The following is a 14,361-nucleotide window of genomic DNA, read 5'->3' on the forward strand; positions in this document are numbered from 1 at the left end:
GGGAGCGGGCTTGCCCGCGATGAGGCCCTCAATCCAGACCGAGTTTTTTCAGCCTGTAGCGCATCGACCTGAACGAAAGACTCAACCGTTGCGCCGCCGCCGTGCGGTTCCAGCGGGTTTCCTCCAGCGCCTGCAGGATCAGTTTGCGCTCGACGCTCTCCAGGTAATCCTCCAGATTGTCGATCTGCGTCAAGTCCGCAATCCCGCCATCCGCCGCGCAGTTGCCTTCGCTCAAGCGCAGGTCTTCAGCCTCGATCACGCGGTTCTCACACAAGGTGTGCGCGCGTTCGAGAACGTTCTCCAATTCCCGCACATTGCCCGGAAAGCGATAATTTTTCAGCGCTTCCAACGCCTGCGGATGCAGGCGCGTAGCTGGTTGCCCGGTGTCTTTGGCCAAGCGCTGGAGCATGTGAGCCGCCAGCACTTCAATGTCATCGCGGCGCTCGCGCAGGGACGGCACGCGCAGTTCAATCACGTTGAGCCGGTAATACAGATCCTGGCGAAAACGCTCGGCGGCAACTTCTGCATCGAGATCCTTGTGCGTGGCACAGAGTATTCGTACATCAACCACGGTTTCCTGCTGGCCGCCAACGCTGCGCACGGCTTTTTCCTGAATCGCCCGCAGCAACTTGACCTGCATCGAGAGTGGCAAGTCTGCCACTTCATCAAGAAATAACGTGCCGCCGTGTGCGGCCTGAAACAGCCCCGGCTTGTCCTCGACCGCGCCAGTGAAACTGCCTTTGCGATGGCCGAAAAACTCGCTTTCCATCAGCTCCGAAGGAATCGCCCCGCAATTGACCGGCACAAACGGTTGGCCGGCACGCGGGCCTTGTTCGTGAATCAGTCGCGCAACCAACTCTTTGCCGCTGCCGGATTCGCCGCTGATGTACACCGGCGCCTGACTGCGAGCCAGTTTATCGATTTGCTTGCGCAGCGTGCGCATCGGTAATGAATCGCCAAGCAATCGTCGATCAATCGAGACAGAAACGCCGCCCACCGCCGGCATGCGCAGCGCTGTTGCGACCAGTTCGCGCAATCGTGTGAGATCCACCGGCTTGGTGAGAAAGTCGAAAGCGCCGGCCTTCAGCGCGTTGATCGCCGTTTCGAGGCTGCCATACGCGGTAATCATCGCCACCGGCAACTGGGGATAACGATGCTGGATGTGCTGCACCAGTTCCAGCCCCGTGCCGTCGGGCAGGCGCATGTCGGTCAGGCATAGGTCAAAGGCCTCGCGCTGCAGCAACGCTTGGGCTTCGCCAAGATTGCGTGCGCTGAAGGTGTCGAGTTTCATCCGTCCCAGGGTGATTTCCAGGAGTTCGCGGATATCCGGTTCGTCGTCGACGATGAGGACTTTTTGCCGTGGGCTGGTGTTCAACTTTGTTTCCGTCCGTGAGCAAAGGTGATGCGAAAGCAGCCGCCGCCTTGGCGTGATTTGAAGTCTAGGCGCGCCTGGTTGCTTTCGCACAGCTCACGGGACAGATAAAGCCCAAGGCCGGTGCCCTGGCTGCTGGTAGTGAAGAACGGTTCGAACAGATGAGCCTGTTCATCGAGCGCCACGCCGGGGCCGTTGTCCTGCACTTCGAGCACTGCCAGCTGGCTGTCGAGATCCATGAACAGATACAGCCAGACTTCAGCATGCTCATGCAGCAGGGCGCTGTGGCGCCAGCCGTTGCGTAGAAGATTGTCGAGAATTTGCGTGAGCTGGTTGGGGTCCATCAGGGTGGTGAAGTCGCCCGAGTTGATCCGCAGATGGATCTGCTGGCGCTCGGTGGCCTGCTCGCGGCTTTCTGCGACAAAGTTTTCCAGCCACGGCTTTAGATCCAGCCGTTGCGGGGCGCTCTGTTGGCGGCGGGACAGTTGCAGGACGTTTTCGATGACTCGGTTCATGCGTTGTGAGTGATCTTGAATGATCTGCGTCAGACGCCGATCCGCGCCATCGAGTTCCTCGGATTCCCCCAATAGCTGTGCGGCGTGACTGATGGCCCCCAGCGGATTGCGAATTTCGTGGGAGATACCGGCGGTCAGGCGCCCGAGCGCGGCGAGTTTCAGTTGTTGGGCCTGTTGGGCGATTTGTGCGAGGTCTTCGAGAAACACCAGTGTCTGTTGATTGGGGCTCTGTTCGAGGGCGATGAAGCTTGGCTGCAGTTCCAGGCCGTTGCCGGGGATTTTCAGGCTTTGCGGGCGCAGGGTCGGGTTGTTCATCCACAGTTGCAGGCGATCGACTAGCGCGGGCGAATAATCGTCGATCAAATGGCCTTGAAGGTGCGACTGCGCGAGCAAGGTCTGGGCGCTCTGATTGGCCAGTTGGACGCGGCGCTGTTCGTCGAGCACCAGGATCCCGGTGCGCATGCGTTGCAGAATCAGCGCGTTAAGGGCTTCAAGGCCGACCACCTCGCTGGCCCGTCGCTCAGCCAGAGTCTCACTGACTTCAAGGCGCCGGATCAGACCCTGAACCAGCAACGAGGCAGCAAAACACAAAGCACCGAGGGTGCCCGCTTGCAGGTATTCATTGGCGCTCAGCGGATGACTGAAGTTGAGCAGAAAACTAAAACCGACAATACCGAGCGCAGCGATGGCGGCAATCAGCAGGCCGATGCGTCGGCGCAGCAGGGTGTTGCTGATCGCCACCGAGACCACCAGCAAATTGCCGAGGGCACTAGCGACACCGCCCGCCGCGAAGAACAAACCGCACAACAGCAGCACATCGACAAGCGCCAGGCTGAACAGTTGCGCGGGCCGCCGGGTGTTTTCAAGAAACACTACCAGAAGAATGTTCAGCACCAGATACAGCCAGCTGCCGCCGCGCAGCAGATCGTCGTTGGCCGACGTCAGCAGGCGGTTGTCCATGTTGCTGGAGATCAGCAGCACCAGGGTGATGCCGACACTTAAACGGTAGAGATGATAAAGGCGCAGCAGACGCTGAGCCTGTTTGCTGTCGGCGTTGGCGGCCTCAGCGATCACTGGAACCAGGGCCTTGCTCAAGATGAGCCTGGCTGCAGTACCACTGTTGTTGAAGGTTCAGCGCGCGGTCGCGGGGCAGGTGCACGCCGCAATGGGCACAGCGCACCATCGGCGCGGCGTCCTGCTCGCGGGGAGATTGTGCGGATGAGGCGGGGGCCTTGAATTTACGCCACAACCATATCGCAGCGAAAATCAGGGCAATCCAGAACAATAAACGAAGCATGATGAGCGGCTTTTCGACTGATGATCCGGCAGTTTAGCCAAGGACATGACAAGCGCACAGCCTATTAAAGCGCGGTCATGAAAAAGGGAGATCCGAAGATCTCCCTTTTCTGTGCATCCGGTGCGATCAGTCGAACACGCCGAAAGTCATGTAGCTGAACCAGGAACGGTCGGTGTCGCTCGACTCAGGCTCCGGCTCTTCGATCACGTCACCGTTCTCGTCTTTAGGCTTCAGCTCGTTCGGGATCGCGTCTTTCGCGTCCTGGAACTGCTTCTGCACGTCCTGGTTGGCGCGGGTCTCTCCCGGCGGCAGCGGTGGACGCGATTCGATCAGACCCAAAGTTGCCTTGCTCAGGAACGAACGGTTGTCGGCTTCGGCAACCCTTGGCACGAACTGGCCATCTTGCAGGCTAGGGTGGTTCGGGTAGTTGAGCTTCAGGGTTTCCAGGCTGCTGGCCGCCAGTTCGTCCAGGTGCAGACGCTGATAGGCTTCGGTCATCACCGCCAGGCCGTCACCGACCGATGGGGTTTCCTGGAAGTTTTCCACGACATAACGACCACGGTTTGCAGCGGCAACGTACGCCTGACGGGTCAGGTAATAGTCGGCCACGTGGATTTCGTAGGCCGCCAGCAGGTTGCGCAGGTAAATCATGCGCTGCTTGGCGTCCGGCGCGTAGCGGCTGTTCGGATAGCGGCTGGTCAGCTGGGCGAACTCGTTGTAGGAGTCGCGGGCAGCGCCCGGGTCACGCTTGGTCATGTCCAGCGGCAGGAAGCGCGCCAGCAGGCCGACGTCCTGGTCGAAGGAAGTCAGACCTTTCAAGTAATACGCGTAATCCACGTTCGGGTGCTGCGGATGCAAACGAATGAAACGCTCGGCGGCGGACTTTGCAGCTTCCGGTTCGGCGTTTTTATAGTTGGCGTAGATCAGCTCCAGCTGTGCCTGATCGGCGTAGCGACCGAACGGATAACGCGACTCCAGAGCCTTCAGCTTGGCTGTGGCGCTGGTGTAGCTATTGTTGTCCAGGTCAGTCTGAGCCTGCTGATACAGCTCGGCTTCGCTGAGGTTTTCGTCTACGACTTCCTTCGATGAGCAAGCAGCGGTCAATGCGAGGATGGCGATCAGCAGCAGGTGTTTCACTTGCATGGCGGCTTGCGTCCCTATGACGGCCGCTGTCTTGGGCGGGGCCGTCCTGTTATGATGAGCGCCCCGTTGAAAAGCCTCGGGGCAAAAGACGCCGTATTTAACCACAAGCGCGCAGCCGAAACCAAAAGCTGTGCCGACGCCCAGTCAGAGCATGTCCGATAAAATTGAACTTCGCGCAGAGGTGCCGTCCGAATTGGGCGGCCAACGCCTCGATCAAGTCGCCGCCCAACTCTTCGCTGAGCACTCACGCTCGCGCCTTTCCGCCTGGATCAAAGAAGGTCGCCTGACTGTGGACGGGGCGGTCATCCGCCCGCGCGACATCGTGCATGGCGGTGCCATCCTTGAGCTGACTGCCGAGCAGGAAGCCCAGGGCGAGTGGATCGCCCAGGACATCGAGCTCGACATCGTCTATGAAGATGACGACATTCTGGTGATCAACAAGCCTGCGGGCCTGGTGGTGCATCCGGCTGCCGGTCACGCCGATGGCACCTTGCTTAACGCCTTGCTGCACCACGTGCCGGACATTATCAATGTCCCGCGCGCCGGTATCGTGCATCGTCTGGACAAGGACACCACCGGTTTGATGGTGGTAGCCAAGACCATTCAGGCGCAGACAAAGCTTGTGACTCAATTGCAGAGTCGCAGCGTGAGCCGGATCTACGAGTGCATCGTGATTGGCGTGGTGACCGCCGGTGGCAAGATCAACGCCCCGATCGGCCGTCACGGCCAGCAGCGTCAGCGCATGGCAGTGATGGAAGGCGGCAAGCCTGCCGTCAGCCACTACCGCGTGCTGGAGCGTTTCCGTTCCCACACCCATGTACGGGTGAAACTGGAAACCGGTCGTACCCACCAGATCCGTGTTCACATGGCGCACATCAACTTCCCGTTGGTCGGCGATCCTGCGTACGGCGGTCGTTTCCGCATTCCGCCTGCTGCGAACCTGAACATGGTCGAAACCCTCAAGAACTTCCCGCGACAGGCTCTGCATGCGCGTTTCCTTGAGTTGGATCATCCGACGAGCGGTGAGCGCATGAGCTGGGAATCTCCGTTGCCGGAAGACTTCGTCTGGCTGCTGACCCTGCTCAAGCAGGATCGCGAGGCCTTCATCGGATGAACTGGCTGACGCCGGACTGGCCTGCGCCGGCCAGCGTCAGGGCCTGTGTCACCACCCGTGAGGGTGGTGTCAGCGAGGCGCCGTTCGACAGCCTCAATCTGGGCGATCATGTTGATGATCGTCCCGAGGCTGTTGCCGAGAACCGTCGGCGTTTGACTGATCACTTCTCTATAAAGCCTGCCTGGTTGCAGCAAGTCCACGGCATTGCCGTGGCGCATGCGGATCCTGCCGTTGTTGCGACTGCCGACGCCAGTTGGACAGCCACCCCGGGCATCGCCTGCGCTGCAATGACGGCCGACTGCTTGCCAGCGCTGTTCTGTGATCGCGACGGTACCCGCGTTGCGGCGGCTCACGCCGGTTGGCGCGGTCTGGCGGCAGGTGTGCTCGAAGCCACGCTCGATACGCTCGATGTCCCGGTGCAAGACGTTCTGGTCTGGCTTGGCCCTGCCATTGGCCCGCAAGCCTTTGAAGTCGGCCCGGAAGTTCGGGAAGTCTTCATCAATCAACTGCCCGAAGCGGCGACTGCCTTTGTCCCTAGCCACAATCCGGGCAAGTTCATGGCCGACATCTACAAGCTGGCGCGCCTGCGTCTGGCAGTTCGTGGTGTCACTGCGGTTTACGGCGGTGGTTTCTGCACCGTGACCGATCCGCGCTTCTTTTCTTATCGCCGTGCGTCGCGCACCGGTCGGTTAGCCTCTTTAGTTTGGCTCACCCGCTAGACTTGCCTGACCTGCATCAACTCTCCGCCGCTTGAATCTCGCAGAATCGACCGCATCTACAGTGGTATCTGGCAGGTTTCTTTATTCAGGATGGTTTTAGGTCCGGCCTGCTCAAAAGGAAGGTGACCCATGCGTATAGACCGTTTAACCAGTAAATTACAGTTGGCATTATCCGACGCCCAATCGTTGGCTGTCGGCCACGATCATCCGGCCATCGAGCCGGCGCACTTGATGCAGGCCATGCTTGAACAGCAGGGTGGTTCGATCAAACCCCTGCTGATGCAAGTGGGTTTTGACGTCAACAGCTTGCGAAAAGAGCTGACCAAAGAGCTCGATCAATTACCGAAAATCCAGAACCCCACCGGCGACGTCAACATGTCGCAGGATCTGGCGCGCCTGCTCAATCAGGCTGACCGTCTGGCCCAGCAGAAGGGCGACCAGTTCATCTCCAGCGAACTGGTGCTGCTCGCCGCGATGGACGAAAACAGCAAGCTCGGCAAGTTGCTGCTCGGCCAAGGCGTGAGCAAAAAGGCCCTGGAAAACGCGATCAACAACCTGCGCGGTGGCGACGCCGTCAATGATGCCAACCACGAAGAGTCGCGTCAGGCGTTGGACAAGTACACCGTCGACCTGACCAAGCGTGCCGAAGACGGCAAGCTCGATCCGGTGATTGGGCGTGACGACGAAATTCGTCGCACCATTCAGGTTCTTCAACGCCGCACCAAGAACAACCCGGTGCTGATCGGTGAGCCTGGCGTGGGTAAAACCGCGATTGCCGAGGGTCTGGCCCAGCGCATCATCAACGGCGAAGTGCCGGACGGCCTCAAGGGTAAGCGTCTGCTGTCGCTGGATATGGGTGCGCTGATTGCGGGTGCCAAGTACCGCGGTGAATTCGAAGAACGCCTGAAATCGCTGCTCAATGAGCTGTCGAAGCAGGAAGGGCAGATCATTCTGTTCATCGACGAACTGCACACGATGGTCGGCGCGGGCAAGGGCGAGGGCTCGATGGATGCCGGCAATATGCTCAAGCCAGCGCTGGCGCGTGGCGAGTTGCACTGTGTCGGCGCGACCACACTCAACGAGTACCGCCAATATATAGAGAAGGACGCGGCACTTGAGCGGCGCTTCCAGAAAGTGCTGGTGGATGAGCCGAGTGAAGAAGACACCATCGCGATCCTGCGTGGCCTCAAGGAACGTTACGAGGTTCACCACAAGGTTGCGATCACTGACGGCGCGATCATCGCGGCGGCCAAGCTCAGCCATCGTTACATCACTGATCGGCAGTTGCCAGACAAGGCCATCGACCTGATCGACGAGGCTGCCAGCCGTATCCGCATGGAGATCGACTCCAAGCCGGAAGTGCTTGATCGTCTTGAGCGTCGCCTGATTCAGTTGAAGGTCGAATCACAGGCCCTGAAGAAAGAAAGCGATGAAGCGGCGATGAAGCGTCTGGAAAAACTCCAGGAAGAAATCGTTCGTCTTGAGCGTGAGTATTCGGATCTGGAAGAAATCTGGAACTCGGAAAAAGCCGAGGTACAGGGTTCTGCGCAGATTCAGCAGAAGATCGAACAGTCCCGTCAGGAACTGGAAGCCGCACGCCGTAAAGGTGATCTGAACCGCATGGCCGAGTTGCAGTATGGGGTGATCCCGGATCTGGAGCGCAGCCTGCAAATGGTCGACCAGCACGGCAAGAGCGAAAACCAGTTGCTGCGCAGCAAGGTGACTGAAGAAGAGATCGCCGAAGTTGTGTCGAAGTGGACGGGCATTCCGGTGTCGAAAATGCTCGAAGGCGAGCGCGACAAGCTGATGAAGATGGAAAGCCTGTTGCACCAGCGTGTGATCGGTCAGGACGAAGCGGTAGTGGCGGTGGCCAACGCGGTACGGCGTTCCCGCGCCGGCCTGTCTGACCCTAATCGTCCAAGTGGCTCGTTCATGTTCCTCGGTCCGACCGGTGTCGGTAAAACCGAGCTGTGCAAGGCGTTGGCCGAATTCCTCTTTGATACTGAAGAGGCGATGGTGCGGATCGACATGTCCGAGTTCATGGAGAAACATTCCGTGGCTCGTTTGATCGGTGCGCCACCGGGATACGTCGGTTACGAAGAGGGCGGTTATCTGACCGAGGCGGTTCGGCGCAAGCCTTACTCGGTGATCCTGCTGGACGAAGTCGAGAAGGCGCATCCGGATGTGTTCAACATTCTGCTGCAAGTGCTTGAGGACGGGCGTCTGACCGACAGCCACGGCCGTACGGTGGACTTCCGCAACACTGTGATCGTCATGACCTCGAACCTCGGTTCGTCGCAGATCCAGGAACTGGTCGGTGATCGTGAAGCCCAGCGTGCAGCCGTAATGGATGCGCTGACGTCGCACTTCCGGCCGGAGTTCATCAACCGGGTCGACGAAGTGGTGATCTTCGAGCCTCTGGCGCGGGATCAGATCGCGGGCATTACCGAGATCCAGTTGGGCCGCCTGCGCAGTCGTCTGGCCGAGCGTGAGCTTAAGCTGGAGCTGAGCCCGGAAGCGATGGACAAGTTGATTGCTGTCGGTTACGACCCGGTCTATGGCGCTCGTCCTTTGAAACGGGCGATCCAGCGCTGGATCGAAAACCCGCTGGCGCAGTTGATCCTGTCGGGGCATTTCCTGCCCGGCGCGACGGCGACCGGCGCCGTTGTGAGCGACGAAATCGTTTTCGACTGAGCCGCAGCGTCAATGAAATAAGGAAGGCCTCGCATTGCGAGGCCTTTTTTTCGCCAGGCTGTTGAACTCAAAGGAAAAGGCTTGTAAAGTGCGCCCCGCAGTCAGTCACCCACAAGGTTTCAGCTCACTGAGCAGGAATCTGAAATAAGTTGCAAATCATTAACTTGAAAGCAATTTAGGGGGTTGACAGAGGTGATCTAGGTTGTAGAATAGCGCGCCTCAGACACACGAACGCAGCGATGCGAACGGCGTCTAAGAGCTGTAAGTTTCACCGTTGTAAATTGAAATATGTAGTTCCGTGATAGCTCAGTCGGTAGAGCAAATGACTGTTAATCATTGGGTCCCAGGTTCGAGTCCTGGTCACGGAGCCAATTTCAAACCGGGGTATAGCGCAGTCCGGTAGCGCGCCTGCTTTGGGAGCAGGATGTCAGGAGTTCGAATCCCCTTACCCCGACCATTTTTGGGTCGTTAGCTCAGTTGGTAGAGCAGTTGGCTTTTAACCAATTGGTCGTAGGTTCGAATCCCACACGACCCACCATTTTTGAAACCAGTTTGCACTGGGATCGAATCTTAAGATCAGATGCCAAAAGCGCTGATCGAAGAAGGCGATCTTTGAAAGGTCGCCTTTTTTTTACCGGGGTATAGCGCAGTCCGGTAGCGCGCCTGCTTTGGGAGCAGGATGTCAGGAGTTCGAATCCCCTTACCCCGACCATATTAAAAATCCTCGTATCGAAAGATACGGGGATTTTTTTTGTCTGGCGGTCAGGGCCTGGCATCAGACGTAAAAAAGCCGCGCCTCCTTCAGGGAGGGCGCGGCTTTTTGCTTTCAGCGAATCAGACGCCGTCTTGGTCTTTCAGATGCTCGAACAGGCCCTTGGGCATCTTCTTGCCATTGGCTTCGAAGTTGGCCTTCACGTTGTTGTAGGCCTCTTGCTCGTCGATGAAACCGTCATGGTTGGTGTCAATCTTGTCGAAATCAGATTTCGGCGCGACTTTGAGGAATTCGGCACGGGAAACCTTGCCGTCGCCATCGGAGTCGGTCTTGGCCATCGACGCATCGCCACACTTGCCTTCACCGCATTTGCCTTCCGGTGTCTTTACCGATGTTTCTGCCGAGGCAACCATATAGCCCTGGGCCAGTGGCTGGGCGGCAAACACCGAGCCGGACAGCATCAGACCACCCGCCAGTGCGGCGCCGATCAGGCCAATGGATTTTTTACCGAGAGTCGAAGTACGGGACATTACATTCTCCTACGGTTGCACAGTGCAACCACACGTTAAGGACGACATCCGGAGCAGAGGTGCTCGGGTGAGGCCATTAGGCGGTGGCGGTGTATCGCGACTGTGTCGTGGAGCGGGGGAGTTTGTAAGCGAAGGTGGGGAAGGTGGGGCGGAGATACAGTCAGAAACATATCTCCCAATCAACATAAAACACTGTGGGCGCGAGCTTGCTCGCTCCCACAGTTCTTACATCAATGCAGCTTCAGACGAGGCTCAGTCCCGCGACCAATCTTGCTACCGAGCATCAACATCGCCGTGCGGAATGGCCCGTACAGTGCCATCTGGTGCATGCGGTACAGCGACACGTAAAACATCCGCGCCAGCCAGCCTTCAAGCATCACGCTGCCGGTCAGGTTGCCCATCAAGTTACCCACAGCCGAAAAACGCGACAGCGAAATCAGCGAGCCGTAGTCGGTGTACTTGTACTCCGGCAGAGTCTTGCCTTCGATGCGCAGCTTCAGCGATTTGGCCAGCAAGGATGCCTGCTGGTGCGCAGCTTGCGCACGTGGCGGCACGTTGCGATCCGAACCCGGTTGCGGGCACGCGGCGCAGTCACCGAAGGCGAAAATGCTTTCATCCCGGGTGGTTTGCAGCGTCGGCAAAACTTGCAGTTGATTGATGCGGTTGGTTTCCAGGCCGTCGATGTCCTTGAGGAAACCCGGCGCACGAATGCCGGCCGCCCAGACTTTCAGGCTCGCCTTGATCTCGTTGCCGTCGGCGGTAATCAGGCTGTCGGCGGTAACTTCGCTCACCGACGCATTGGTCATCACGTTGACCCCGAGTTTCTCCAAGGTCTTGTGTACCGGCCCGCTGATGCGCTCCGGCAGGGCCGGCAGCACCCGTGGCCCGGCTTCGATCAGGGTGATGTGCATGTTTTCCGGTTTGATCCGGTCCAGACCGTAAGCCGCCAGCTCATGGGCGGCGTTGTGCAGTTCTGCCGCCAGTTCGACGCCCGTGGCGCCGGCACCGACGATCGCCACGCTGATCTGTTCGACCACATCGGTTTGCCCGGCGTGCGCACGCAGATAGTGGTTGAGCAGTTGCTGGTGGAAGCGCTCGGCCTGTTTGCGGGTGTCGAGGAACAGGCAGTGCTGCGCCGCACCCTGGGTGCCGAAATCGTTGGTGGTGCTGCCGACGCTGATCACCAGCGAGTCGTAGGCCACTTCGCGGGCCGGCACCAGTTCCACGCCGTTTTCGTCGTAGGTGGCGGCTAGCTGAATTTTCTTCGCGGCACGATCAAGCCCGCTCATGCGCCCCAACTGGAACTCGAAGTGGTTCCATTTGGCCTGGGCAACATAGTTGAGTTCGTCTTCGGAAGAGTTCAGCGATCCGGCGGCCACTTCATGCAACAGCGGTTTCCAGATGTGCGTCAGGTTTGCGTCGACCAGCATCACACTGGCCGTGCCGCGCTTGCCCAGAGTCTTACCCAGACGGGTAGCCAACTCCAGACCGCCGGCGCCGCCGCCGACAATAACAATACGATGGGACATAGGGATAACTCGCAAGGTTTTTAAAGGAAATCGGTGCGGTTATCTTCGCGAGCGCCAGGCAGCTCATAGCGTCAGATAACTTATAAGTCGGCTCAACAGGCCAAGACCAATGGTCACTGCCAGCACCAGCACCAGGAGCATCCACGGCCGGAAAGGCCGGCGCTCGACACGGTGTTGGGACAATTGCAGGTACTCTTCGACATGCTTTTGGTCTTCGGGGTTCAGGCGGCTGGTCATAAAGGCCTCGTCAGGTAGACGTTGCTGAATGTGCAGAAGCTACAGCGGTTTTCAACCGGGGTTGAACGCAGCATAGCCGCTGTCCGGAACCGGTTCGACAGACACACCGTCATCGAGGCGAATGATCCCGCTTTTTAACACCCGTGCGGTGATTCCGCCATGCCCGCGCACCGCTTGAAAAGTGCCAGGGCCGAGGTTGTTTTGCAGGCGGGCGCAAGGCTGACACCAGCCGGTGGTCTCGAAAATTGCCTGACCGATGCGAAAGCGCCGACCCTTGAGGCTGAACAGGTTGATCCCACTGATAACGAGATTGCGCCGCAGATCTTCAGGTTTGACCGGTTGATCGGCCGGGCGGCCCATCAGCGCGCTGATCACCGCGAGGTGTTCAAACTGGATCAGCGTCACCTGCCGCGCGTTGCGCACGCCGGGGCGGGCGTGATCGCCAGTCAGTCCGGCTTCCAGCCGCGCTTCCACAGCATCGAGTTCGATCATTGGCCCACGGGATTCGGGTCGCACGCCAATCCAGCGCACTCGGCCGGTTTGTGGCACGTCGGCGATCAATTGCTGAAGCGGTGTCACAGGCTGATTCCAACATCAAACACGATGCTTCTTCCAAGGTTGCTACGTAGAAAGTCCGGTGCATCGGGGTGGGCGAACAGCACGCGGGCGAATGTCGGGCCGACAAGGGACAGCGAGCGCCAGCCCTGACGCAAATATTCGGTCGGTGGTGGAAAGTGGCTGTTCAGATCCAGCACTTCGCGCTTGAGGCTGGCGAAGGCGATGATATCCAGTTCGCCCAGATCCATGCCACGCTCCTTGTAGTTGTGGGCTTTTTTGCGCAAGGTCGGCGCCAGTCTGAGCAGGAATTCATTGGCCGGAATCCGGCGCGGCTTGGCTTCGCGGCGCACCAGTTGGCTGAGGGAGAACGCACTGCGTCGCCGCTGCAATTCGTCGCGCCATTCGTCGTTGAGTCTGCGGCCTTCATCGAGAACGAAAAACACCTCGAAATTGGCATCACGAAACAGCACGTCCGGCGGCTCGCCAGCAGGGGCGAACTCGTCGGCCCGGTAGGGAATGTTCAGGCCTTGCAGCAGGCGCTGGCAGACCCAACGCTCACGCTCCCATTTGCGGGCATTGGACAGGAACGCGTTGGCTTGCTCGGCCGCGATGGTCAGCAGGCGTAAATAATCTGAGTCATCCATAGGCCCAAGCTTAGCGTTCAAATGCGACAAGCAGAAAGCCTTGCGTGGCAAAGTACGTCAGTGGGCAGTCGAGAATGGCGGTGTAGACTCAATACAGCCGAGTCATTACGTCAAACCAAGGGGACTTATCGTGAAATTTCGCTGGCTAATGGTGTTTGCTCTTGTCCCGCTGTGGGCCCACGCCCTCGAAAACGGCGAGCGACTTGCCCCCTGGACGCTGCTGGATCAGTACGATCAGGCCTACACGCTCGATAACAGCACTACGACGCTGTTGGTGGCGCGGGACATGGATGGCGCCAAGCTGATCAAGGAAGCCATGAAAGATCAGCCCAAGGGCTATCTGGAGGCGCGCCACGCGGTGTTCGTTGCGGACATCCAGCGCATGCCGGCGCTGATCGCCAAAATGTTCGCCGTGCCTGCCATGCGGGACTACAGCTACCGGGTCATGCTCGACCGTGAGGGGCGGGTCGCGTCGCGCTATCCCGGCGCAGAAGGGCAGGTGTTGTGGCTGCAATTGAAGGACGGTCGGCTGCTCGAACAGCATGAGTACGCCAACGCTACCCAACTGCGCGAGGCGCTGGAGAAGGCGCGGCCATGATCGGTGTCGAGGTGCTGTCGACTGAAAGCCTGGTAGTGGGCTGGCTGATTTATCTGCCGGTGCTGCTCTGGGCGATCTTTCGCGCACCTTGGGTCGAGTTGTTCAGCGACATCCGCCGTCAGCACTTGTTGTTCGGCACCGTATTCGCGTTGTTTCTGTTGTGGCTGGTGCGCAGGGATTTCGACACCGGTGTGTCTTATCACTTCATCGGCATGACGGCCGTAACGTTGCTACTGGACTGGCCGCTGGCGATTGTCGGCGGGTTGATTGCTCAGATCGGCCTGGTGCTGCTCGGGCGTCAGGATCTCGCGGCGCTTGGGGTCAATGGCGCTTTGTTTATTCTGCTGCCGGTGCTGATTACCGAGTGCGTGGCGATCCTCGTCGAGCGAGCTCAGCCGCGCAATCCATTTGTGTATATCTTCTGTTCCGGGTTTCTGGCGGCTGCGTTGTCGGCGTTGATGTGCCTGCTGTTGAGCCTGACGCTGCTCTGGTACGACGGCCTCTTTGCCATGCCGGAGTGGCTGGAAGACTTCATTGGCTACCTGTGGCTGATCATTTTTCCCGAGGCATTCATCAACGGTGTGGTGATCAGTGCGCTGGTGGTGTTCAGCCCTGAGTGGCTGGAGACCTTCAATCGAACGCGCTACCTTTCGGCGCCGTGGAAGGACGACGATCCGAAGTCTTGATCCACATCAAACC

Annotated in this window: 14 protein-coding genes and 4 tRNA genes; 9 read left to right on the top strand and 9 right to left on the bottom strand. The window is 58.9% G+C overall.

From position 1 onward, the window contains the following. Positions 1 to 28: 28 nt before the first annotated feature. The 4 genes from IAI51_RS15185 to IAI51_RS15195 all read right to left on the bottom strand — a co-directional run bounded on the left by IAI51_RS15185 (position 29) and on the right by IAI51_RS15195 (position 4,327). The gene (locus tag IAI51_RS15185; RefSeq protein ID WP_187679214.1) at positions 29 to 1,375 is read right to left on the bottom strand and encodes a sigma-54-dependent transcriptional regulator; all 1,347 of its coding nucleotides are present in this window, start codon (positions 1,373 to 1,375) and stop codon (positions 29 to 31) included. Next, entirely contained in the window at positions 1,372 to 2,961 is a 1,590-nt protein-coding gene (locus tag IAI51_RS15190) for a sensor histidine kinase (RefSeq protein ID WP_187679259.1), read from the bottom strand. Before IAI51_RS15190 ends, IAI51_RS15185 begins: the two co-directional genes overlap by 4 nt. Then, complete coding sequence (locus IAI51_RS27975) at positions 2,951 to 3,184, bottom strand: PP0621 family protein (RefSeq protein ID WP_262410350.1); 234 nt, start codon at positions 3,182 to 3,184, stop codon at positions 2,951 to 2,953. The genes IAI51_RS15190 and IAI51_RS27975 overlap by 11 nt, the downstream gene beginning before the upstream one ends. A 126-nt stretch (positions 3,185 to 3,310) precedes the next feature. Further along, complete coding sequence (locus IAI51_RS15195; protein ID WP_187679215.1) at positions 3,311 to 4,327, bottom strand: outer membrane protein assembly factor BamD; 1,017 nt, start codon at positions 4,325 to 4,327, stop codon at positions 3,311 to 3,313. 151 nt (positions 4,328 to 4,478) lie between these two features. Here IAI51_RS15195 and rluD point away from each other — a divergent pair, with 151 nt between their 5' ends. The 7 genes from rluD (at position 4,479) to IAI51_RS15230 (ending at position 9,566) form a co-directional block, all read left to right on the top strand. Further along, positions 4,479 to 5,441 carry a 23S rRNA pseudouridine(1911/1915/1917) synthase RluD gene (gene rluD, locus IAI51_RS15200; RefSeq protein ID WP_187679216.1) on the top strand — a complete coding sequence of 321 codons (963 nt, stop codon included), beginning with the start codon at positions 4,479 to 4,481 and terminating at the stop codon, positions 5,439 to 5,441. Then, a complete protein-coding gene (pgeF, locus tag IAI51_RS15205; RefSeq protein WP_187679217.1) occupies positions 5,438 to 6,160 on the top strand; it encodes a peptidoglycan editing factor PgeF in 723 nt (240 codons plus the stop codon). Before rluD ends, pgeF begins: the two co-directional genes overlap by 4 nt. Before the next feature lie 129 nt (positions 6,161 to 6,289). After that, positions 6,290 to 8,854: an ATP-dependent chaperone ClpB gene (gene clpB / locus IAI51_RS15210; protein WP_187679218.1), complete on the top strand. Its 2,565-nt coding sequence runs from the start codon at positions 6,290 to 6,292 to the stop codon at positions 8,852 to 8,854. A 295-nt stretch (positions 8,855 to 9,149) separates the two neighbouring features. Continuing rightward, positions 9,150 to 9,225: transfer RNA gene (locus IAI51_RS15215), tRNA-Asn, on the top strand. Between the two features lie 9 nt (positions 9,226 to 9,234). Beyond that, positions 9,235 to 9,311 (top strand) — tRNA-Pro (locus IAI51_RS15220). Positions 9,312 to 9,316: 5 nt separating this feature from the next. Further along, positions 9,317 to 9,392: transfer RNA gene (locus IAI51_RS15225), tRNA-Lys, on the top strand. 97 nt (positions 9,393 to 9,489) lie between these two features. Continuing rightward, positions 9,490 to 9,566: transfer RNA gene (locus IAI51_RS15230), tRNA-Pro, on the top strand. A gap of 122 nt (positions 9,567 to 9,688) precedes the next feature. Here the strand turns inward: IAI51_RS15230 and IAI51_RS15235 are convergent. The 5 genes from IAI51_RS15235 to IAI51_RS15255 all read right to left on the bottom strand — a co-directional run bounded on the left by IAI51_RS15235 (position 9,689) and on the right by IAI51_RS15255 (position 13,064). Continuing rightward, complete coding sequence (locus IAI51_RS15235) at positions 9,689 to 10,096, bottom strand: EF-hand domain-containing protein (RefSeq protein ID WP_187679219.1); 408 nt, start codon at positions 10,094 to 10,096, stop codon at positions 9,689 to 9,691. Between the two features lie 230 nt (positions 10,097 to 10,326). Further along, a complete protein-coding gene (locus IAI51_RS15240) occupies positions 10,327 to 11,625 on the bottom strand; it encodes an NAD(P)/FAD-dependent oxidoreductase (RefSeq protein ID WP_187679220.1) in 1,299 nt (432 codons plus the stop codon). A 63-nt stretch (positions 11,626 to 11,688) separates the two neighbouring features. Then, a complete protein-coding gene (locus IAI51_RS15245; RefSeq protein ID WP_003228304.1) occupies positions 11,689 to 11,862 on the bottom strand; it encodes a DUF3094 family protein in 174 nt (57 codons plus the stop codon). Positions 11,863 to 11,913: 51 nt separating this feature from the next. Continuing rightward, complete coding sequence (locus IAI51_RS15250; RefSeq protein ID WP_187679221.1) at positions 11,914 to 12,441, bottom strand: MOSC domain-containing protein; 528 nt, start codon at positions 12,439 to 12,441, stop codon at positions 11,914 to 11,916. Continuing rightward, complete coding sequence (locus IAI51_RS15255) at positions 12,438 to 13,064, bottom strand: DUF1780 domain-containing protein (protein ID WP_003228301.1); 627 nt, start codon at positions 13,062 to 13,064, stop codon at positions 12,438 to 12,440. The genes IAI51_RS15250 and IAI51_RS15255 overlap by 4 nt, the downstream gene beginning before the upstream one ends. A gap of 148 nt (positions 13,065 to 13,212) precedes the next feature. On the opposite strand from IAI51_RS15255, the gene IAI51_RS15260 reads away from it, so the two are divergent. Next, positions 13,213 to 13,662: an FAD/FMN-containing dehydrogenase gene (locus IAI51_RS15260; RefSeq protein WP_222944172.1), complete on the top strand. Its 450-nt coding sequence runs from the start codon at positions 13,213 to 13,215 to the stop codon at positions 13,660 to 13,662. Further along, positions 13,659 to 14,348, top strand: a complete 690-nt coding sequence (locus tag IAI51_RS15265) for an energy-coupling factor ABC transporter permease (RefSeq protein ID WP_187679223.1) — start codon at positions 13,659 to 13,661, stop codon at positions 14,346 to 14,348. The genes IAI51_RS15260 and IAI51_RS15265 overlap by 4 nt, the downstream gene beginning before the upstream one ends. The last annotated feature ends 13 nt before the right edge of the window (positions 14,349 to 14,361 follow it).

This window comes from Pseudomonas sp. N40(2020) (genome assembly GCF_014472415.1).
GTDB lineage: Bacteria > Pseudomonadota > Gammaproteobacteria > Pseudomonadales > Pseudomonadaceae > Aquipseudomonas.